The sequence below is a fragment of the Lacipirellula limnantheis genome (assembly GCF_007746075.1).
Lineage (GTDB): Bacteria > Planctomycetota > Planctomycetia > Pirellulales > Lacipirellulaceae > Lacipirellula > Lacipirellula limnantheis.
On the sequence record NZ_CP036339.1, the window covers coordinates 1,066,580 to 1,088,575 of the forward strand.

Consider the following 21,996-nt stretch of genomic DNA (forward strand, 5'->3'; position numbering starts at 1 on the left):
GGAGATTCTAGATCCGTCGGAATAGAATACTCCCAATCATACATGCAAGAGCGCCGAAGTAGGCATAATGGACAATCGGCGATTGTCGCATCACCGGCTGTAGTTCGTCGATGATTGAATGGGTCGAGGCAGTCTTCAACGCTTCCATCGCCGGCGGGGGATTTTGTAAAAGGCGGTACTCATTTGGATAAGGGCGATGCCAATGAAGCAATGAAAGCTTTTCATGATCAGTATCGCGGATGCGGAGCGACGCACCTTGACGATTTTGAAGCGGCACTGACGCCTCATATCTTCCAAGCCCGACCTCGCGCATCTCAATGGCACTTCCAACTCCCTGAACGTCAACAAGCGCCGCATCCCACGCTAAGCCATTGATGGGCGCTCCGCTCGGGTCCGTTCGCCGAACGTCGACCAGCCAACGATCGCCCTCGCGACGCTCGACGATCTCGACGCCGTCGCCGTCATTGTGTCGTAGGACGCTGCGAATCATTTGCGCCCAGAACTTGCCGCAGCCGTCCCACGCGAGCCACTCTCCCCCCCACTTTTCGGTGAGATCGCTCGTGTAGGCGAAGCCCGTTCCCAGGCCGTAGCGGCCGATCGCCAGCAAGGGGTCGCCGGTTTCCGCCGCCAGCAACAACTGCGCCGTCGGTTTGGCTTCGGTCATCACATAGCCGAGCGTGAAGGGTAGCTCGGCTTCTTCGTAGCCGCTCAGTGAAGGGTGATCGGAGGTTTTCACGCTGGCGTAGAGGTCTTCCTTAATCGCTGACTTAGTGGCCTGCATCGTCTCCTTGGTGAAGATCTGCGGCACGTTCGCGGGGTCGTCAGTTTCGTAGAAACGGCCGCGTCCAATTTCGGCGATTGTGGCCATCAGCTGCTTATCAGCGGCGCCGAGGGCGACAGTCGACACGGTGATGCCGGCGTCGGCCATTTCCTCGGCGAGCGATTCGTGATCGGCGGGCTGCGTGTGCCCGTCGCCGAGACAGATCATGTGACGAATCTTAGCGGGCGTTGATTCGAGCATCTCCTTCGCTTCGACCATCGCCGGGTACATGTAGGTTCCCCCGCCCGCTTGGAGTGAGTCGATCGCCGCTTGGACCGACTCCGCGTCGGCGGCGCTCGTCATGTCGCAAACGACTTGAGCTTGGTCGTCGAAACCGATCACGGCGATCGAGTCCCGCGCGCTGAGCAACTCGACGGCCGACTTGGCCGCTTGGCGAGCGAGTTGAATTGGCAAGCCGTCCATCGATCCTGACTTGTCGATGACCAGCACCATCGCCAGCGACGGCTTTTCTTTTTCCTTTTCGAATCGTGAAACGAGAGGCAGCACTTCCTCCACCGGAGTTTTGTAGTAGCCGCCCAAGCCAAAACTATTCTCAGATCCGAGCATCATTAGTCCGCCGCCGAAGTCGACGACGTACTGCTTGAGCATCTGCATTTGCCGCGGCGTCATCGCCGTCGCCGGCATATCTGCCAGAATGATGCAGTCGAACGCCGCCATTTCCTCCAACGAATTCGGCAAGCCATGCTCGCCGCGGACTTCGAGTTCGATTTCCTGCTCGGTGAGCGCCCGCGTGATGGGTCGCAGTTCGCGCGGCTCTCGGTGGATCGCGAGTACGCGCGGCCGACCACGGACAGTGACGGTGCAGGCCGCTTGATTGTTGACGACAAAGCGGTCCTCCGCCGGCAAGAGCTCCGCCGTCCAGACGCTGGCCCCGGGAGTCGTCATGTCGACGTCGAAATGGACGACCTGCTGTTTGTCAGCCGTAAGTTCCACATCGCGCTGCTGAACGGCGACGCCTTTGTGGACGAGACGCAGGTTTCCTTTGATCGGCGCGTTCGCCGCCAGAGTGACAGTCATCCGGGAAACCTCGCCGTAAAAGGCTTCGCGCGATGAGGGTTCGATCGACACGACCGACGCCTCGGCGTCGCTGAGGCCGGCCAGTGGATGGCGGCGGACGTCGATCCCTTCGTCAGCGACCTGGGAGAGCGCATCGGCAAGGTCGCCGTCGGTTTCCTGCCCATCTGTTAGGAGCACCATGCGGCTTGACTTGCCGGCGGAAAATGCGGCACGAGTGGCGAGGATTGCCTCGGCTAGTTGCGTGGCGCTGCGGAACGCGTCGTCGGCGACGCCCGACTGCCACTTCTGGACGGTTTCGCGCAACGCATCGGTCGACTCATATTCGCGAACGCCGTTGCCGAGCGCGAAGAGGGTCCAGCTGTCGCCGGAACGCAGGCCTTGTTTCCAGAGGTCAATCTGATCGCAAGCGGCAGGGATCTGTTTCAAGTCAACTGACTGGGAGACGTCAACGAGAAACAGCACATGGGCGTCGTCCCCTTCGTCGCCCAGGAAGGGACGGCACAAGGCGATGATTAGTAGCAGGATGGCTGCCGCGCGGAGCCCGAGTGACGCCCAATATAGTCCTCGCGGCCGATCGACCAAGCTGTAACGCACCGCGATCGCCAAAACGACCAAGGCGGCGAGCCAGACGAACGGGCGCCAAGAGACGAGTTCGATCATCGGCTTAGCCCACCTTCCGTCGGTGGTAGAGGATCGATTCGCCCGTGAGGACGACGATCGCGAGCAGCGTGAGCCAATGGACGGGCGAACGTCCCTGGCTGATCGGTCGGCGCGAATCGACCGTCTCCTTGCCCGCGAGCAGCGTCTCTTGCTCGGAGAGAAGGCTAGCGCCGACATCCCATTCGCTGGAGGCGTTCTGCAACTGGTAGAAACCGAGCTTCCGGGGCAGGTTTCGCCATTTGCCGCGCGCCGACTCAGAGGCGTTGGCATCGTCGACCAGCGTCGTCTCTTCGTCTTCCGACGCGGCAAGCGTGGGAATCTTCTCGCCCGGTCGATAGCTCGCGGCCAGCGGCGTCTCGCGCCCCACGAGATGCGTCACCGCCGAATGGACTAGCACCGGGAACCACGCGCTGAAGTAGAAGTCGGCGGCGACGGGATCGAGGTTGACGACGATCGCCGACTTGCCTTCGTGGCGTGCAATGTAGATCAGCGGCAGGCCGGCGTCGTCGGCCACCAGGAGATGGGCTCCCGGCGCGGGTGCAAGTTGCCGCGCACCCACGAAGGGTATCGTCGCCGCATCGACGTGGGCCAGCGCCGCGTGTTCTGGATGGAGGACGCGCGGCGCGCCGACCTCCACTTCCTCACCTAATTCGGTCCACCACGGGGAGTCGCCGGTCGGTTGAAAAATGACGGCGAGAGTCGCCTCCGGCGTCGTCGACTTGGCGATCGCCACGGCCGGGTTGCCTTCGGTCAGTTGCAGCAAAGCGTCGGACCCCGAGAACGCCAGAACGCTGTTTTCAAGAAAGAAGCGGTCGCTGGACTCGACGGCGACGGGAATCGGCTTCGGCTTGCGGGCGGCTAGATAGGCGACATTGTCGTCGGCGAGCGCGTCGTCACGGTCGATCCGCGCCAGCCAACGACCAGCAGGGGCGTTCTCCAACGTAAAGCGCTCCGGGGGATTGGCGCCCGGCGCGATGCGCAGCGGAATCACCTTCAAGAGTTGTTCGCGTCCGTCAGGCTCGACGTGCGTGAGCGTCAGATCGCACTCCTGCGGCTCTTCAAACGTGGAGGCAACTTGGAAATAGACGCCAAGGCGATCGTCGCCGCCAGGTAGAAAGGCGATATCGGCGGCGATAAGCCCCAGGTTCTCAACAGCGCCGCCGACCTTGAACAACTCGATCTCTTCGGGAATTCGGTCGGCCGCGAAGCTGCCGTCGCTGATGAGGAGGATGCGTCGGCGACCACTGGCTTTGCTGGCTTCGGCCAGTTCCGCCAGCGCGGAATCTTGCAACCCTGCGGGCGCCGATTCGATTTGATCGACGGCGTTAAGCAACTCACGCGGATTGTCCGTCAGATGCGAACAGTAAGTTAGAACGTCACCAATCGTGGCGACGGCGGCCCGTTGCGAGCCATTCAGCCCTTGGACGAGGCCAGTCGCCAGTTGCTTGGCATCGTCCAGGCGATTCGAGGAACCGTCGCGGGCCGCCATCGAAGCGCTGTTGTCGAGAACGATGAGCAAATCCTGCCGCTCATCGGTCCACTCGGGTTGAGCCAGCGCGAAACAAATTGCCGCCGCAGCCAGAAGCATCAGCAGCAGCGAGATAACGTCTCGCAGTCGTTGAAACAGGCTGCTGCTTCGCTTCTCCTGAAAAATCTTTTCCCACAAAAAATAAGCAGTGGTCGGACGGCGCTGCGGGCGGACTTTGAGAAAGTAGATCGCGGCCAACGGGACGAGGGCAAGCAACGACCAGAGCATCGCGGGCTGGAGGAAACTCATGCGACCAGGCCTCCGCGCCGGAGGATGTCTTGAATCACCGACTCAAACGGCGGGGCGGTCGACGTCGACGCGAGGCCGATGCCAGTCCTTGCGCAGCACGCGCGGAGGGACTCATTCCACTCGGCGACTGCCTGCTCGTAGCGACGCGCCTCGCGGGGGGTGATCGTGACTCGCTTGCGTTGGGCAGTTTCGACGCATTCCAGTTCTAAGTCCCCCTTCCAATCGCAGCGAACGTCGTTGTCATCCTGCACCTGAAGACAGAAAACCTCGTGGTTGTGGTACTGGAGATAGCGGAGCCCCTCTTCGAAGCCCCCCGGGAAGAGGAAATCGGAAAGAACGATTACCAGCCCGCGGCGACGATGACGAGCCTGAAAGACTTTGGCGCAGGCCGTGAGATCGGTGTCGCCGCCAAATGTCTCCGCGGCGTCGAGCGCGCGAAGAAATTCCAGCGTCTTGGCGCCGCCGCGGCAGACGTCGAGGAGCGGATTAAGCCGATCCGCTAAACCGTAAACGGCGAGTCGATCAAGGCTGCGCAGGGCGATGTACCCGAGCGCGGCGCCGAGCTTGCGGGCGTAGAGATACTTCGACTCCATCGAGCGGCTGGAGTCGACGAGTAGGTAAACGGTCGCATCCTCCTCCAGCTCGAAGAGCTTTATCACCAGTGTTTCAAACCTGGCGTAGACGCGCCAGTCGATCGCGCGATAGTCGGCGCCGTGATAGTATTCGGAGTAGTCGGCGAACGTGATGCCCGTGCCGCGCTGCTGCGTCTTGCGATCGGCCTGCAGCGATCCGCCCAAGACCTTACGCGCGAGAAGGTAGAGCGAATCGAGTCGGCGAATGAAGGCAGGATCGGTGAGCATCGCGAACAGACGGCGAGGGGCATCGGCGGGGTGAATCGGCGTCCCGGAGCGTAGTCGGCTCGGCCGATCAATCGACTTTCTCGATCACCTTCTCGATCAAATCGTCAGCCTTCACGCCCTCGGCTTCGCCTTCGAAGCTCAGAATCATGCGGTGGCGTAAGGCGGGAGCAGCGACGGCGTCGACGTCTTCGCGCGAGACGTGGTAGCGACCAGCCAGCAGAGCGCGACCCCGGCTGGCGGCGAGAATCGCCTGAGCCCCGCGCGGGGAAGCGCCATGGCGGACGAATTTGCGAACTTCGGCCGGCGCATCTTCGCTCGTCGGATGGGTGGCGCGCACGACGCGGATAAGATGATCTTGCACCGCATCGTCGATTGGCGTTTCGCGGAGCGTGCGCCCCATTTCCAGAATTTCCTCGCCCGTGGCGACGGGATCGATCGTCGGCAACTTCGCGCCGCCGGTCCGCCGCAAGATCTCCGCAAACTCGTCGTGGCCGGGCAATTCGACGAATAGCTTAAAGAAGAAGCGATCAAGCTGTGCTTCGGGGAGCGGGTACGTTCCTTCCTGCTCGATCGGATTTTGCGTCGCCAGTACGAAGAACGGCAAATCGAGGCGATGAGTTCTCCCAGCAACGGTCACTGATTTTTCTTGCATCGTCTCCAAAAGGGCGGATTGCGTCTTGGGAGTCGCGCGATTGATTTCATCAGCAAGGAGTACGTTGCAAAAGACAGGCCCTTGTTGGAACTCCAGCGACTTATGACCATTGCGATCGACCAGCACCTGCGTGCCGACGACGTCGGCCGGGAGAAGGTCGGGCGTGAACTGGATTCGTTGGAACTTGAGATGGAGCGCTTGCGCCAGCGTATTCACCAGCGCCGTTTTGCCGAGGCCTGGCACTCCTTCGAGCAGCACATGACCGCCGCTGACGACGGCCAGTAGCACGTGCTCGACGACGTCCTGCTGCCCTACGATGAATTTCGCCATTTCATCTCGAACGCGCCGAAACGTGCTGACGAATCGCTCGGCCGCTTGCTCTGCTTCGACTGCTGCGGTCGTCATTCTGCTGCATCTCCATCGGCTGCGGGAGTCGATTCCATCTGGTGGATCAACTGGAAGTAAATCTTGACGCCGTCGCGCACCTGCGCGGGGACGTCTTCACGCTCGACGAACGATTCGAATTGGCGTTGAAATTGCCGTTGCTTCGCGGTGGAACGGCGATTGGAGACGCCGCTGCCGTCTTCGGCTGACTCGACGGTTGTGAGCGAAGGGCCAGCGCCTTTTGTTCCCTGGAGTTGAGTCGTCTGGCCGTTGTCGACTAGTTCATCGGAGCCTTCGCGACGAGCGGTATTCGATCCCCAACCTGCCTTCTTGCCGCCGGGATTGGAACCCGGCTTCTGACAGAGGCCGTTGCACAGCCCCTGGCATTGGCTGCACTTTTCACAGAGGCGACAGAGCTTCTTGTCGGCTTCGCGGCGGATGGCCAGCTTCGTCAAATTCTTGCACAACTTCCCGAGCTGATCGTTGACGGAGTTCTGGCAGGCCTGGCATTGCGACTGGCACTGGCTGTCGCACTTGCCGCTTTCCTTTTCCTGACGCTCGGCCTCCTGCAGCGATTCATCGAGATGCTGCACTGATTGCGCTAATTCTTCGAGATTCTCAGCGAGCTCTCCGCCGCCTTCGCCCGCGGCGGCGCCGCTTTCGCCCGAGGCGCCATTGCCGCCGTTGGCGTTCTTTGCGGCCGCCGACTTAGAGTTCGATTTTTCGCCAGCTTTCGATTCCTTTCCTTGCGAGGCCGACTTATTCGCCTTGGCCGCGGCAGCCATCCGCTGTGACGCCGCCTTGAGTCGAGCGAGTTGCTGGCGCTGTTCAGAGATAGGCTTGCTCGCTTCTGGCTCCATCAGAGCCAGTTCTTGAGAAGCCTGGTCATACTTCTTCTGCTGCAATTGTTCGCCGAGAGGTTTTGATTCGCGTTCTTCCAGCAACTTCTCAGCGGCGCGATCAAGCAGCTGCTCATCCTGCTTGCGCTGGATGGCGAGGCGGGCTTTGTTCAGTTCGCGTTCCAGCTGAGCATACTGACGAAGCGCTTCCTTTTGATCCTTGGTTGCTTCGAGCGACTCAACCATTTTGCGAAGTGTGTCGGGATCGACGAGTTCCTTCTCAAACGGGTCGTCGACATCTTTCCGCAGCTCCTCGACGAGCTCGAGCATTTCCTTGTTGGAGAGCTCGGTTGCTTGCTGCACGGCTTCTTCTTGTTCCAGCCGTTGGACGACCTCGTTGCTGGGGCCGCGAAGGCTCAGCGGCAGGGCGACGGCAGTCAGGCCGGCGGCGAGTAGCAGACCGCGACGCGGCGGTCGATACGCGATCGCCGTAGGCGACAATTCACTCACCTGCCGACGGGTGTAATCGGCTTGCAACTCATAGAACCCGTCGCGCCGGCCAGCGCGAGCAAAGTGAAGATGCGAAGCGACGGCATCCTTCAATCCGTAGAATCGATCGACGAATCTGGCAGCCTCCTCGACGCTCAAGCGGCGCCAGCGCCATGCGGCCATGCCGCCAATCGCTGCGAGCGCAAGCGTCGAAGCAATCCAGCCGCCAGGAACGGCGTATCCCTGCAAGACATAAAAGAGACTGACGACGGCCAACATGCCGGAACCAGCGGCAGCCGTCCAAATGAGCGTCGTCCAAAGCAAATGGAGATTGACCCGGCGTCGCACAAAAGCGACGAACTGCTCGACAGGTCCGGGAGAGTTCGCTGACATCGACTGCTACCTCCGTAGAGCCGGCCGTCTGGCCGATTGCCGAATCCAATCAAACCAACTTCTCACTAAGCAACTTGATTAGCACGCCGCGGGAACCAATCAAATCGCCGAGCATTATACCGCAATCACCCACGTGAACGAATCGAATTCCGGACCGCGGGAAGGAATTTCGAGTGATTGCGCCAACGACGGCAAAGTCCGCCCAAAACCGCCAGTCCGCTGCGCTGCCTTCGGCGGCACGGCCTCCGGCGCCTCAGCGGGCTGATCGACGTTCGGTTTCTGCGGGTCCTCATCGCCCCCTGTCTTCTTTTGCTCGATCATCTCCGTCAATTCTTTCAAGCGCTCCTTCTCTGCCTCTTTCAGTTCAGTCTTCGCTGCTTCATCGGCGCGAGCCTGGGCATTCTCAACATTGCCCGCGCGGGCCCAACATTCGCCGGCCCTCAGCCCCCACGCCGCGCGGCGAACTTTCCAAGACTCGGGCGCGAGCGGTCGCGCCGAATCGTAGAGCATCGCGGCAGCGACGTATTCCTTCTGAGCCGCCAGCCACTCGGCAAGCGTGATGTTTGTCATGAAATGGCGTTCCGGGATCGGATCGATCCGTGAGGCGTACGCCAGCAATTCGCCCCGCGATAGGAGCTTCGCCTTAACGATCTGAGTGAAAATCGATTTCCGGTCAAAGCCCGAGAGGTGGTGCGGCGTCTTCTGATGATAATTGAGCCATTCAAGATCGGCCGCAGCGGCGACGGCCGCTTCGACCAGTTTGATCCGCTGCGGCAAATTCTCCGGAGTCGGCTTGCCGGCGATTTTGCGGAGCGTCGTCCACGTCTCGTCATCAACGCCGCGATCCTTAAGATATCGCTGAATATTTCCCGAAAGCTCCTCCCGCCATTTCGCCAGTTCCGAGCTGTTCCCCCCCTTGGCGTGGGTCAGCAGTACCAGGGCGTTGAATTTGGCGAACTCATTGAGATAAATGTACTCCTTGTCGTCCAGCAATGATCGGAGCGATCGCCCCACGGCGGCACATTGTTCAGGGGTCCACTTTTCACCGTGAACTTTGATCGAGTCGTAGCAGGATTCGATCAAGGGATTGAGCTTCTCGCCGGCCTGATAGGCGTTGTCGCCTTCGATCGACGCCACAATTCCGTCGAACGCGGCGACGAACGCTTGCGTATCCCCCTGGGCAAATCGATTGTCGAAGTGGCGCGATGCGAGTTCGAGTTCCGACCGCCACCGCCGATCGTCGTCCTGCTGAAACGTCACCGGCAGCGACAGCTTCGCATATTGTGCGGCAATTTCCTCTTGAAGTGTGGCGTTGGCCGCGCGGCTCTGGCCCAGGATGGCGATCGTTCGATTGCGCAGCGCCTCATCTTTCTTAGTGGCTCCGCTGAATTCTTCAGCCAGCTTCAGCAACCGAAGATCGCGGGGGGTTGGTTCGACGTCAGCGGCCTGCTCAGCAGCGTCGTCGCCTTTCTTTTCGTCTTCCGCCGAGGCAGGCTGAGGATCAGGCAGCGACGCCAGCATGGCTCGGGCAAAGTACCGTTCGTCATCGCGCAACAGTTTCTCGGCCAACGAGGCCGTTTGCCCGTCGATCGCCGCATCGAACGTCATGTCGTCGTCCGACGGCCAATCGAGCGAGAAGGCGGACCAATTTGTGCGTAAGAAGCGCGCCGCCAGTTCTGGTTTCTCTGCGCGCAACAGGATGACAACGACTTGGGGGCAGGAAGCGAGCGTCGACTCGTGCCTCCGGAAGAACTGATTGACCCGCTCGTCGTCGTTCTGCTGCAGATAGACGCGAAGGACGTCGCACAAGGCGTCACTGTCGTTAAGTTCATGGGGTGATTCGAACCGCCGGTCGATTGTCGCGCTCTGGCGCAAGTATCGCTTGGCCCAGGCATCGCTCCAGAGAACGCGCTCGTCAGGTAATTCTCCACGCTTCGCTGCGCCCGCCAGCCAAAGACTAATCGAACGGTGCTGTTCGTCAGTGATCGGGTTCGTCGATGTCAGCGCTTCCGTGTACGTTGCGAGGACGCTTTTGCCAGTTTCCGGCGGTAGCCGGTCGCCGTCCATTTCTGTCAGGAGCTTGGCAAGATGCAGCCGCCATACAAGCGGCAGCTGGCTTTGCAGGAGCGAACGGTAATACTGACGATAGAAATTCTCATGATCGCTCGGCCCAACGAGAGGTGCGTTGGACTTCTCCAAGTAGGAAGCCTTCTCTTCTGACTTCTCGGCCAGCTTGGCCGCTTCCACCATGCTGGCGGCGGCATACAGCTCGGTCGATAGTTCCTGACGTCCGCCGCCGATGACTTGCGACTTCGCCCATTCGCGGACAGCCTCCAGATCCTCGGGTTTCTCAAGCTTCTGATCGCACAACTCGCAATACGCATCGGCGAAAAGCGACGACGGCCGACCCCCCAGCTTCTCGCCGAGTTCTTCATGAATCTGCTGGACTGCTTCGAGCGGCGTTCGCTTCTTGCCCTTCGCTTTCACGAGTTCGTCAAACCTGCTGAGCAGCACGCCGGTCACGCCGTAGCTATTGCTCGATTCGTACTCCGTCGACGCCTGCTTTTCGCTCTTGTATAAGTCGAGCAAAAATGGAAGTCGGTCGTAATGATCGCGATCGAGAGAACCTGCGACCTGCCGCAAGATGTAACCAGCAGCCGTGCTGCCGTTGCTTATGTACAGGTTCCAGCTATTGTTCTTTTGAGCGTCACGCGCCAGTTCAACCACGCGATGGTAGGCTTCGATGGCAGCTGGGAGATCTGCCGCGACGAGGTCCTTGAGGTGGGGCCCCAGATACGCGCCCGCTTCATACGGCTCAGAGCAAAGTTCGGTTAGTGATTTTGCCTCGCGCAGCTGAACCAACAATTGCTGCGACTTGCGCTGCTTGCTGCCGCGCAACCAATCGCGGACGGCGGCGTGGGGTGCAGATAGCTCTTTCTTCTCTAGGGCTTCATCACCCAGTAGGGCCGACAGCGTCGCTGCGATCTGCGTTTGCCGTTCTTCGTCGAGTTTTTGCAACGCTTCAAGTTGGCTCGCGCAGAAATCAAACAGCGCCTCGCTCCCTTGGAGATGGGCGTTCATCAAGCCCAACCCGAACGTCGGTTGCTGCTGATTCGCTTCGGCCACAAGCTTGGCGAAGGCCGGCTTCTCCTTTTCGTCCTTACCGATGTTTTCCAGGAACCACGCCAGCCATGAAACGCTGCCGTGACGCGAAGAGGCGCCGTCCAGCGGATCGAACGTTGCCAATTCGGCCATCCATGGAGACGGCCGCAAGGCTTCCATCAATTTATCAGCCGGCTGCTCGGCGAGCTTAGCCATCCCGCTGTAGGCGTAGTGCTCGACATTGTTCATCGATCCAAAACTGGGGAGCGTTTGGACGTAGAAAATGACGATCGGCAACACCGTTTCGTCCTGCAGTAACGTTGAAATAAACTCGCCATAGACGTAGATGTGTCCGGTCGCCGATCCGTACGAGAAACCGTTCTGCGGGTTGTTGCCGGCAACGAACGCCTCCCGCTTTTCTTTTGGACCGAGATAAATTGTCGTCACTTCCTCTAACAGCTCCAGCGCGGCGGCGCCGCCGCGCTGGCGATAGGTGGCGGCGACGAAATCGCCGACGCATGGCGGCGTTTGGCTGTGATTCTGCGACTTCACCAAGCGTTTCAAGCGCTCGAGCACCTGCGGCTGGATGTCGGCGTCGAGTTTGCGGTCGTTCCAAGCAGACACGACGACGGCGAGATCGGCCGACTCATCCTGGGCGAGTGGGGAGCGCTGCCCTTGTTTGAGCGTTTGTTCTGTCGCGGCGAGAAATTCTTCGGGAGCGCAGCGATAGAGCTTCGACATTTGCGCCAACGTCTCCGCCCCTCGCTTGACGCGTCCCTTTTCCAGCGAGGGCATCACCTCTTCGTCGATCAGCTTCCAATCGGTCGCCGTCGCTCGACGCACCAGGTATTCTTCTGGAGAGCGTAGACGCACGGCACTGGAATCGTTGTCGCTATAGGAATATCGACTAACGCGTTGAGCAGCGCCAAGCGGGCGGCTTTCGGCTTCCTCCCGCAATAATTTGACAGCTCGCGCGGTGAACTCGTCGTCGTTCACCTTGTCCCGAGCTTCCGCGGCTGCCAGTAGGAAGGTGAATCCGGACCGGGCCCCATTCGGCGTCTTTAACATCTCAAGGCAGATCGCTTCATGGGCGGCCCGACGCCGCTCAATCAGCTTATCCATCGCTTCGCTCTTGTTGCGGTCCAAATCGATCGTCGAAAGCAACGACGGAAGCGAGCCGGAATTATTCGTGTGAAGCTGCCGCGAGAGCGACTGGATGAAACCCTCGCTCCAGTCAGTCTGAACGTTGGGTTGGCCTGCAAGAAGCTTCAGGTAGATGGCTGCGATCTCTGCGCTGGCAACGCGGCTCTCCAACTCCGCCTCGTAGTCTTGCAGCGTCCCCATCAGGTTCTGGCCGACCGACATGCTGGCCGTGGGCTTTAGTTGCTTCAGATGTTCCTCGGCCAGTTTCGGCTCCGTGGCGGCGAGCATCACGACCAACCGCATCCGTACGACGTCGTCTTTCGGCTTCTTCTCCAAAAGCTTTTCGTACGTCGCACGCGCTTCTTGTGGACGCCCAAACGCCTCGCAGGCGACGGCGTACTCAACGCCCCGTTGCGACGTTGTATTGTCTCCAGGGTCCATCGCCTTGAGGACGTCGTCGGTCATCCCGAGCGTCGAGACGCGGGTCTTGATCTGTCGGAACTGATGCCGCATGTAGCTGGCGTTGCCGGGATTGGACAGCATTTGTCGCGCGTGACCGAGCACCTCCGTCGCTAAAAGCTTCGCCGCGGCGTCTCGTTTGCCGTCGGCTACTAGCTTGGTCACGCGATCGCCTGAGCCGAGTCTCGCTCCTACCGCGCTATAAATCACGCGCGAAGGCGTGCTTGCCGCAGGCTGCGACGCAGCGAGTTGATCGAGCTTCTCCGCCTCGCTTTTGAGGCCAAGATCCTCCATTGCCGCGATCAGTTCCGACCGTCGGTTGGCGTCGAGCCGCGTCTGCCGCAAACGCAGGCAAGCGGCGCGGCCGGCTTCGAGCAGCGCGGCCGACTGATCGACTGTCGCCGGTTCTGATTCTTTCTCCGCAGCGGCAACTTCTGAAGTTTTCGGCGAACCAGCCGGAACAGCTTTGATAAGATCGGCCTCCTTGGCGGACATCACCGTTGCGACGATTGCAGCGTCGACGCGCGACCGAAGGTCTCGCTGCATCGGGAGATAGCGCGCCTTGTTGAGCAATTCCGCCGCACGGACGTAGTCCTCATCGGCAGAGGCCTTTCCCGCAGCCAGTAGGTACGCGTCGAGCTGCGGCTTCTCGGAGGCTAGCATTTCCCTCAGCGTCGCCTCGATTACTTCCTTCTGCTCGAAACGATTGGCAAGCAGAACGCGCAAGATGGGATCGCGCGTCTTGGCCACCAAAGGCGCCGCCTTCTCAGCGTCAAAATCCGTATCGACCGTGCGGCCAGAAACTTGCGCGAATGGATCCGACGAATCGGGAGAACGTAAGACCGCGAGCAGTTCTGCGGGAAAATCGGCCAGTTGCTGTGGCGGGAACGCGAGTCCCGTCAGCAGCGTCGGCATTTGCTGCCGAAGCATCGCCTGAGCCTGAGCTTGATTGGCGTTGCCGCGCCCCTTCTGCCGCGCGCGTGCCAGTTCATCTTCCAGAAAGGCGATATAGGCGGCTGGATCATCGCCCTGCGCCAACGCGCCAACGATGTAGACGAACGCCCATGAGCCGTACTGGTTCGATTGTTGCTGTGCTTTAGGATACCACTTCACCAGCAACTCAGAGAACTTCTGCCGGTAAGCTTCGCGCAACGATTGCGATTCTTGGCCGCCATTCTGCCCCGAAAGCGCGAGAGCGATCCGCATCACGGTCATCGAGTTCGGCTCTTCAATCGACTCAGCCAGCTCCAGCGTCTCGTCGAGAAGCTTGTTCGGCGTCTCCAATTTCGCTTCAGTTGAGTCTTCCTCATTTAACGCCAGTTCTTCTTCCGCCGCTAAACCAGCCTGGAAGGCGGCCAGAATTGCTAATTGCGGATAGGAGTCGCGAAACTTCTCATAGGCATGTTCGCTATGCTTGATCAGTTCCGGCGACCGAGCGCCGAGTTGGTTGAGAGCAATCAGTGCCAGCGCAATTTCGTCCTCGGGGAATTCTTCGAGATAGGCCGGCAACTCCGTCGCCATATTTCCTTGATACATGTCGACGCGCATCATCAAGTCGACCGACTCGACGCCATGGTACTGCATGCTTCGCTTTAAGTCGGCAAGTTCATCTTCCTCCAATTGCTTCGCCATCGTCATGAGGTGCGTCACCGCCATCGAGCGGACTTGGTCGACGGCGGACGGCATTTGAATCGTGTTCGCCGATGCAGCGACGCCACTTAGCGAAAAGCGGGTTCCGCGATTCTGCTGATGCATATACGCCTGATAACGATATTGCGACTGCATCAAAAAATCGATTGCTTCGCGCGGAGCCATCTTACCCATCATGTCCAGATAGGGGTTCTGAGCTGCGCGTTGGGCGCTCTTCTTGGCGACGTCAGGCAATTCTTCCTGATCTTCGAGGAGCAACATGAATTGCGCTATCGCGTCGTTCGTTCGTCCCGCTTCCTCGGCCGTCACGCCTGCCAGATAGCGCAACCGATAGTCGCCCGGTTGATCGTTTACGCGCGACGCGAGGAAGTCGGCCGCTCGCTCCCATTCCTGGATTCCGCACATCGCGTCGGCGATCGTCTCAAGCGTTCGCGGGTCGCCCTTCTCGCGCCCTGCCAGCTCGAACAGAATGGCAAAACCTTCTTCGGAGTTGCCGTTGTTGAGATGAATACGTGCAATCCGTTCCTTCGTGCGGTTAGTTTTGTCGAGCGGAGCCGCGCGTTGAAGCGTTGCGATCGCTGAGTCCCAATCCCCTTCTTGCTCCTCCACTCGTGAAATGTGGTGGAGAAGTTCCAAGTCGTCCGGCTTAATCTTCGCGGCGGCAGTCAGTGCCTGCCGACGTCCTTCGTAGTTGTCCGCCGTTCGGTGAACTTCCGACAGCGCGAGCAAGGGAACGATCGATTGCCGATTGCTTTGGCGTCGTTCTTCAAACTGCTCGATCAGTTGATTGAGCTTCCCTTGCTGCTCCGCCAGACGCGTCAGTTCTTGCGTCCAGCGCAATTTGCCGGTGACGTCCTCAGTCTCCTCGTAGAGTTGCCAGTAAATCCGTTCCGCATCGGCCAAATGGTCGGACTCGGAGTAAACTTGCGCCAATCGCAGGCGAAGCTCCTCGGCGCCATCAAACTTCTGGACGGCAGCCTTCAGCACGGCAATCGCATCTTCTTCCTTCCCCTGTCCTTGCCGCAAACCCGCCTCGACAGTCCAGGGCGTGGTGCTGCCAGGCGACAGACGCTTCCACTCTTCGATCCACTTGAGCGCTTCCTCCGTTTGGAAATCGCGCTGACAGAGCTCGACAAGCCGACGCACGTAGATGCTTTTGCGTCCTCCAGGCAGTTCCAGCATGCGACGCGTTGCGTCGGCGGCCGCCGTCCAATCGCGACGCTGCGTGAAAAGCCGAATCTGCTCGCCCAGGGCCAGTAGGTCGCCCGCGTCGGCCAGCGGCTTGAGCGCGGCGTCAGCGGCTTCGCTGTCACCGGCCAATTCGAGCAACTCCGCTCGCAAGCACGTCTGCTGCACCGTCGGATGCTCAAGTTCGGCGAGTCGCTTGGCCGAGTCTTCGATCTTGTTAGCCCGATCAGCTGCAGCGACCGCTTGATCGAGGGCGGACTCCAATTCCGACGTGCTGGTGGCGAGTTCCACACGTCGCTCTGTCCACGGGAGCGCCAATTCCGGCTTTTTCAGCCCCAGCGCCGTCGTTGCAAGTTGGCTGAAGTAGAGCGGCTCCTTGCTAAAAGATTTCTCGCGTGCCTGCAGCAATTCGAGCGCCGCTTCGTTCTCGTTTCGCGTGGCCAGAGCCCGCGCCACATGCAGCAATTCGCTCAATTCGGCCTTCTCCGCAAGCATCCGCCAGATTGCCAGGGCTTCCTGCTTCTTATCAGTCGAATACAGGAACCCGGCATGCGCTTCCTGCGCCGAGGCAGAGTCCGCGAACGCCGCGGCCATGTCCTGGTAAACGCCGGCAGCCGCTTCCTTGCGTTCAAATCGTTCTAACTGCCGTGCCGCCCGCAGGTAGGCGTACTCACTTTTGTCGGAGGCCGTGAGAAACTCAGTTATCTGCTCGGCAGCCGCATCGCCCTGTCCATCGTCCTGCAGGAGCGTGGCTAGGCGAAACTTCAGTTCTGCATCGCCGGCATGTTGCGTGCAGAGTTCCGTCAGCTCGGTGATCGCCTCTTTTTTCTTGCCGATCTTCGCCAGGACTTCCACGTACTCTTCTCGGTTTGCTCGATCACCGGGAGTCAGCTCCAGTATCTGTCGATAGCCTGCGATCGCCGGGTCATGCTCTCCCAACTCGACCAGCAACTGCGCCTGCCGACGATGCAGAGCAATGCGCTTTGGATGCTCCTTGAGCAGCGCCTCATAATGCGAATTTAGCTGCGAGAGACTGTCCTCGCGACGGAACAGTTGCTCCGTTTGCGCGAGAATCTCCTGCTCCAGCCAGCTGTCGTGACCGACGGCCTCCAAGGCCTTGGCATAGGCCTTCAACGACGCTTCGCGGTTTCCGGCCCGCTGATGAACGTCGCCCAGTCGCAACCGCCGCGTCACGGCTAGGTAGGGGTCTTTGGTCTTGGCCAGCAGCGTTTCTGTCAGTTTCGCCGCCTGCTCGAACAAGCCTTCGTCGATGTGAAGCTCGATTAGATCCTCAGCCAGGTCCTCGTCGGCGGGATTGGCGGCGAGCAAATCATTCCACACTTTGAGAGCCTCGTCGACATGTCGGTTCCGCACGAGCAATCGGCCGAGAAGTTTGTCGATCTGAACCTGAAGCTTTGCCTCAGGCTTCAACTCTCGCGCTTTGCGCAAGTCGCTGATGGCGTTTTCGAAGTCGAGCGTGCGAGATTCAACGACTGCCTTCTGATACCACGCTTCGGCGCTTCCTGGATTAGCGGCCAGCGCACTGCGAAACTCTTCCAGCGCCCGCGTGTCATCCCCCTGTTTGGCAAAGAAAAAGGCCAACAGCAGCTGATCGGAAGTTGACTTTGACTCCACCCGCGAGACAAGAAAACTCTGCAGCTCGGCTGCCGTCGAATCGTCGAGCCAAGTGTTGTAGAAGCGATCGAAGAGATATCCCGGCTCCGGCCGCTTGCGTAAAACCTCATAGTATTTTATCGCTTTTTCAGAGACGTTCGCGGCTTCCGTCAACTCCGCCGCTTGAGAGCTATTCAGCGGAGTTACAAAAGACGCCCACAAAACCCATACCCAACTGATAGTCACAAGCGCAGAACGACCCATCATCCTCGTCTCCATTCGGTCTGATTCCACAACCAAAAGATCCGACGCAGCATACCAGAGGTTGCGCCAGATCCGTGAACCCGCTCCTCAATCATCCTAATTTGACGCGGCGAAGCAATTGGTGGTGTTCGGATTTCCAGATAGCTACGTCACCCCCGACGATCCCAAACGCCAGCGGACCGAACTCTACGGCAAGTTCTGCACTGAGGCGACCAACGCTCACGACCGCCATCGCCGTTGGCCGGGCACTGCACTATTCGGGCGCCGTTCACACCTGCGGAAAGCCGCTGCGCCGCGGGTCATCAATGTCTCCAGCGGCTACGGGCAGCTCGATGGGATGTCGGCCAACGTGCCGCGCTATTGCCTCTCCAAGCTTGCACTGAACGGCGTCACGATCATGTTGGCGGCCGCGCTGAGGGCCGAAGGAGTCGCCGTTAACTCGATGTGCCCCGGTTGGGTCCGCACCGACATGGGCGGTCCCGATGCGACGCGCTCTGTGGAAGAAGGAGCGGACACGGCGGTGTGGCTCGCCGACGAGGCCCCGCGCGAACTCACGGGAAAGTTCTTTCGCAGTCGGGCCGAGATCGCGTGGTGAATCGCACCCATCGCGACGTTGACTAGCAGGACTTGCGAGGCGAGTCTGACGGGCTGAAATTGTCGATTAAGTTGGCGCTGCTCACGCCTCCTGTAGGCCCCGAGGCGGCCTGCACTTGCGAGGAAACGGTGCAGCGCGACCTCGCAGCGCCCCTCAATAAACTAGTCCTTAAATCGCCGTCTAGGGCCTGGCTGGAGTGCGAGAGCGACACCGGTGACAATTATCACGACGAAGTTTTGCCGGACATCGTGTCCGGCCTAAATCATTCCTCGTTTGCTAGACGCGACCATCGTGGAATCTAAGGAGGATCACTCGTCCGTCAAGCGTTGCCATCGTCGGTAAGTTGACCGTTTGAACGCTTCGCCTCAACGGGCCGGCGCGCGATGCGTTGATTGCAATAACCGATCAGACCGCCGGCTTCCGTGCAACGCTTGGTTAACTGCCGATCTCATTCTTTAGATACTGCTTCCACGTGATGCGGGTGCGTTCTTCATTTTGTGCTCGAGTGACAATCAACGTTGTCGAACTGTTCGCGGTGTTGACCATAATGGTATGAAATGCAAAATCACGTCCATCGGACTCATCGCTGAATACGACCGATCTCCCAACCTTTGGGTCAACTCCGAGCTTCTTGTCGTTCTCCGGATTCCGCGTCAGCAACTCGCGATAGTACTTGAGAACCTTTTCAACTGAGTCGCTCGTCGACATCGTTGTGGACAGAACCACCGACGGTACTGTACGTGCGGCATCCGCCGCGATCGTCGCTGCATCGGACATACGTGAATTCGCAATCTCCGCATCTGGGTATCGCCACTTCACAACTGTATCCATCAAACTGACCGGCTCGTCAGCAGACGCCGTAACCAACATGGCAATCGCCAGCGGCAGGCTCAGCGAGAATGCCAATGGTGAAGATAAGTGTCGCATGCGTAAACGCCTTTTTGTGATGGGTGATTTGACCGCACCGTGGCTTGGTCTGCGATTCTTGGGTGACATCCGTAAATGATCCAGCGGCTAACGATCCACGGTCAGCTCCCCGACGCTCGAGGGCGTGCGATTGCAACCGCGACGCGATGGCCGGGTTCCGTAATCCCGGGCTAAGGCACATGGTGCATCATCTTAGCCCGGGATTACGGCGATGGCCGTTGCGGGTCCGGTTGAGCGAGGTGTTAGGCGTCGCTCTTGCCGCGCCCACCGCAAAGCTCTGGCCTCATGTTCTTTGATGAAGGCGTCCTTGCCGTCCATGTAAGCTGAAAGATCGTCAGGATATTGAGCGGCGAGCTGCCGCTTCAGATTGCTGTAGGACGCCGAAGCGCTTAGGTTCGATCTCATGTAGTCACGGAATGCCAAGTGGCGGTCGATTTCTGCGCTACCGACTTGGAACGCGTGGACTTGATGTGTTCGAACGCCTTCCGCTGAGTCCTTCCTGAAGTAGCGGCGTCCAGGAATGCCGAACTCACCCATGATCTCGTAGCCAAGGCGCTCAATCACAGGTGGAGAGTCATCGAGAATCCGCAGATCCCTGACCACCAGCAGAATGTCTATGACTGGCTTCGCGAATATGCCTGGTATAGCTGTGCTGCCGATGTGATGAATATTGACCACGTTCTTGGCGAGCGCTTCAAGGAGGCACCCAGCCTCTGTCGTGAATTCTGCTGGCCAACCAGCGTTGGGTGGAACTACGACTACTCGCATGTGTTGGGTCTCTGGTGACGCCTAACGTTCGAGCTTAGCGCCCTGCCGTCGGTGCTCGCTTGAGCGAGGGGTTAGGCATCGCCTGCTGGGCGCTGGTCTGGGATGCCTTGCACTACATGCTGGGCTGGTGCCTGCTTGTCGAAGCGTGCGGTCCGCAAGAATTCCGGATACAAGGCCAACTTGGTTAGGCCGGTGACCTCAAACCACCGGTACTCGAGCCGTTGGTCTCCCTCTCTTGCCTCGTGGGAACGCTGCTTATCCGAGAGCCGCGAGCCCGAAGGCAGGCTCGCGTAGAAGTAGTAGCCGAGTTCGTGCGAAGGCTGTCCTTGCCACTTAAAGAAGTTCTCCACGCAGAAAGCCAGACCTTCGCACTCGATGGACTGACCTGTTTCTTCCATCATTTCACGTGCGGTGGCGTTCGCAGCTGCCTCACCAGGTTCAACCCTTCCGCCCGGAAGTACCCAGATGTCGTCACCTTCAGCGCGGTGGAGCAGGAGACAGCCGTCTTCCAGGATCACGGCCGCGGCGCGGACGTTGAATTGCACACCCTGAGAGTTGAAGGACAGCACGAGTAAAGACCGGTTGAATTGCGATGTCTAACTTGTTATTCGACAGAAACTTCTTCAGTAAGCCCTGCATATTGAAAGGAATACTTGTGATCAGCTTGCCTATGCTAACGGATGGCCTCAGGCTGCTTCAATCTTAAGCTCCTGCCGTACGTATCAATGTCGACGACTTGCTCGCACTCTCGGAGCATCGCGACTAGTTTGTTTAACGAGTTAGAACGCTCCGTGAACACGCTGCGGACGTCCGCCGTGGCTACTTGCGCGACGCGGCCCAACCGAGGGCGACGCCAACGATCAATAGGGCGAACGGCTTCATTGCAGCGTCTCCGATATTGCGACGGGAATCGACGCCAATGAGTATACCCGCAACCGCCAAAAAGCGGATGCGCGAATTGCAACACCCCAAAGGGGCACTCACGCTCCAAAGGTTAAAGCGTTAGCTGCATGGCCAGCAGCGCGGCGACGATGGCGAAGGCGATTAGCGTCGAGCGAATCGAGAACTGGCGACGGAAGCGAATCACGCCGACGCCAGCGAGGGCGAGCATTAAGGCGGGATACCAGAGGGGGAAGTAAACGCCGTTCGCAGTTTTGCCGAATCTAGTTCGCTTACTTGGTTCGCCACTCTGCGATATAGAGGGCAGGTCTGGGTTAAGTCTGTGAGTGTCATGTCCAATTCCATGCGGGCGCTTAGAAGTGAGTGAAAATGCCATCACTCCTTCACGCCAACTGATTTGGTAGCCGCCGCTGCCAGGAAAAGATGGCCCGTAGACTAGGTGAAATGCCGACCTGCTCGAATTCCACAGCAACAAACAACCGACGCTAGCCGCAAGGCACAGAGTAGCCAGCGTGTAGCGGAAGTACTTGGTCATCAAAGGGCAACCGCAATCCCGATCAAAGCCGCCACGACGGTAGCGGCCACTAGGGCCGAGCGAATCGAGAACTGGCGGCGGAAGCGGAGAACGCCAACGCTAGCGAGGGCGAAGACGAGGGCGGGATACCAGAGGGGGAATTTAATGGTGCGACCTCTCAGACTGAACATTCTCCGGTTCCATTTTCTCTCACTTTGTAACTGCAATTCCGTCATCACGGTGGACATTCTGTACCAGCCACTTCTACCGTTGCTCCGTACGCCAATCGCGAAGCGAGCGCGCCCGTTGCTTAGCTCAGCGCTTAGGGAATTCGCGGAGCGGAAATAGAACAAGCCTTCAATTTGAGGTTCGTTCCACTTGCTCCATCCCCACAACGCCAGACACGCGACGCTGGCGGCGAAGAACGGAGCAGCGAATGAATAGCGGATGTACTTGAGCATGCGTTTGCGGCTAAGATCGCGGAATGCCCTTACGAGAACTCATCTCATCGCGGAGACGCAGTAAGTGAAACTGACTCATGTTCTCTACTTGATCGTGGGCTTGATCGTCGCACTTACTTTAATTGCGTTCGGCTATTCCTCCGCTAGAAAAAGACACCTTATCGCGGAAGCTGATGCGCTGAGCCGCGAGTGTGGGAACTCAATACACATATCAGACGACTACTTCTGGCCAACGCCCGTTGAAAGCGTGCCAGTCATATTTCTGAAGGCAAATGACGGCTCATTGCATTTGTACCTTCGTAATCGCGTCACGCTTGCTCAGGCAAAAGACCACTTTAATGAGACGGCCAAGCGATTACATGATATCGGCGTCGACACTGTTTTTGTGTGGATGTTTACTGAAACTGCTGAGGGCGTTATCGCACGCGAAATCGACACGTATAACGACGTAGACGACATGGCGAGAAAGAATTACGACTTCAAGTAATGAATGGTGGAT

Annotated in this window: 12 protein-coding genes; 2 read left to right on the forward strand and 10 right to left on the reverse strand. The window is 59.2% G+C overall.

Features of this window, described 5'->3' with window-relative positions:
• Window positions 1–7 precede the first annotated feature (7 nt).
• The 6 genes from I41_RS04135 to I41_RS04160 form a co-directional block, all read right to left on the reverse strand.
• The gene (locus I41_RS04135; protein ID WP_168206676.1) at window positions 8–2,518 is read right to left on the reverse strand and encodes a VWA domain-containing protein; all 2,511 of its coding nucleotides are present in this window, start codon (window positions 2,516–2,518) and stop codon (window positions 8–10) included.
• A 4-nt stretch (window positions 2,519–2,522) separates the two neighbouring features.
• Entirely contained in the window at window positions 2,523–4,295 is a 1,773-nt protein-coding gene (locus I41_RS04140; protein WP_145431179.1) for a vWA domain-containing protein, read from the reverse strand.
• On the reverse strand, window positions 4,292–5,155 hold the full coding sequence (locus I41_RS04145; RefSeq protein WP_145431181.1) for a DUF58 domain-containing protein: 864 nt from the start codon (window positions 5,153–5,155) through the stop codon (window positions 4,292–4,294). Before I41_RS04145 ends, I41_RS04140 begins: the two co-directional genes overlap by 4 nt.
• Before the next feature lie 67 nt (window positions 5,156–5,222).
• On the reverse strand, window positions 5,223–6,212 hold the full coding sequence (locus I41_RS04150; RefSeq protein ID WP_145431182.1) for an AAA family ATPase: 990 nt from the start codon (window positions 6,210–6,212) through the stop codon (window positions 5,223–5,225).
• Window positions 6,209–7,912, reverse strand: a complete 1,704-nt coding sequence (locus tag I41_RS04155; protein WP_145431185.1) for a hypothetical protein — start codon at window positions 7,910–7,912, stop codon at window positions 6,209–6,211. The genes I41_RS04150 and I41_RS04155 overlap by 4 nt, the downstream gene beginning before the upstream one ends.
• Window positions 7,913–8,026: 114 nt before the next feature.
• Window positions 8,027–17,335 (reverse strand): tetratricopeptide repeat protein, encoded by a 9,309-nt coding sequence (locus I41_RS04160; RefSeq protein WP_145431187.1) that lies wholly within the window; start codon window positions 17,333–17,335, stop codon window positions 8,027–8,029.
• 121 nt (window positions 17,336–17,456) lie between these two features.
• Between I41_RS04160 and I41_RS04165 the strand changes: the two genes are divergently transcribed.
• Entirely contained in the window at window positions 17,457–17,927 is a 471-nt protein-coding gene (locus I41_RS04165) for an SDR family NAD(P)-dependent oxidoreductase (protein ID WP_210421106.1), read from the forward strand.
• Between the two features lie 435 nt (window positions 17,928–18,362).
• Here the strand turns inward: I41_RS04165 and I41_RS04170 are convergent, their stop codons facing one another.
• From I41_RS04170 to I41_RS04185, 4 genes are all read right to left on the reverse strand, one after another.
• On the reverse strand, window positions 18,363–18,854 hold the full coding sequence (locus tag I41_RS04170; protein ID WP_145431191.1) for a hypothetical protein: 492 nt from the start codon (window positions 18,852–18,854) through the stop codon (window positions 18,363–18,365).
• Window positions 18,855–19,046: 192 nt separating this feature from the next.
• Entirely contained in the window at window positions 19,047–19,622 is a 576-nt protein-coding gene (locus I41_RS04175; RefSeq protein WP_145431193.1) for a GrpB family protein, read from the reverse strand.
• Window positions 19,623–19,693: 71 nt separating this feature from the next.
• Window positions 19,694–20,191, reverse strand: a complete 498-nt coding sequence (locus tag I41_RS04180) for an NUDIX hydrolase (protein WP_145431194.1) — start codon at window positions 20,189–20,191, stop codon at window positions 19,694–19,696.
• An 865-nt stretch (window positions 20,192–21,056) separates the two neighbouring features.
• Window positions 21,057–21,497, reverse strand: a complete 441-nt coding sequence (locus tag I41_RS04185; RefSeq protein ID WP_145431196.1) for a hypothetical protein — start codon at window positions 21,495–21,497, stop codon at window positions 21,057–21,059.
• Between the two features lie 64 nt (window positions 21,498–21,561).
• On the opposite strand from I41_RS04185, the gene I41_RS04190 reads away from it, so the two are divergent.
• Complete coding sequence (locus I41_RS04190) at window positions 21,562–21,984, forward strand: hypothetical protein (protein ID WP_145431198.1); 423 nt, start codon at window positions 21,562–21,564, stop codon at window positions 21,982–21,984.
• Window positions 21,985–21,996 lie beyond the last annotated feature (12 nt).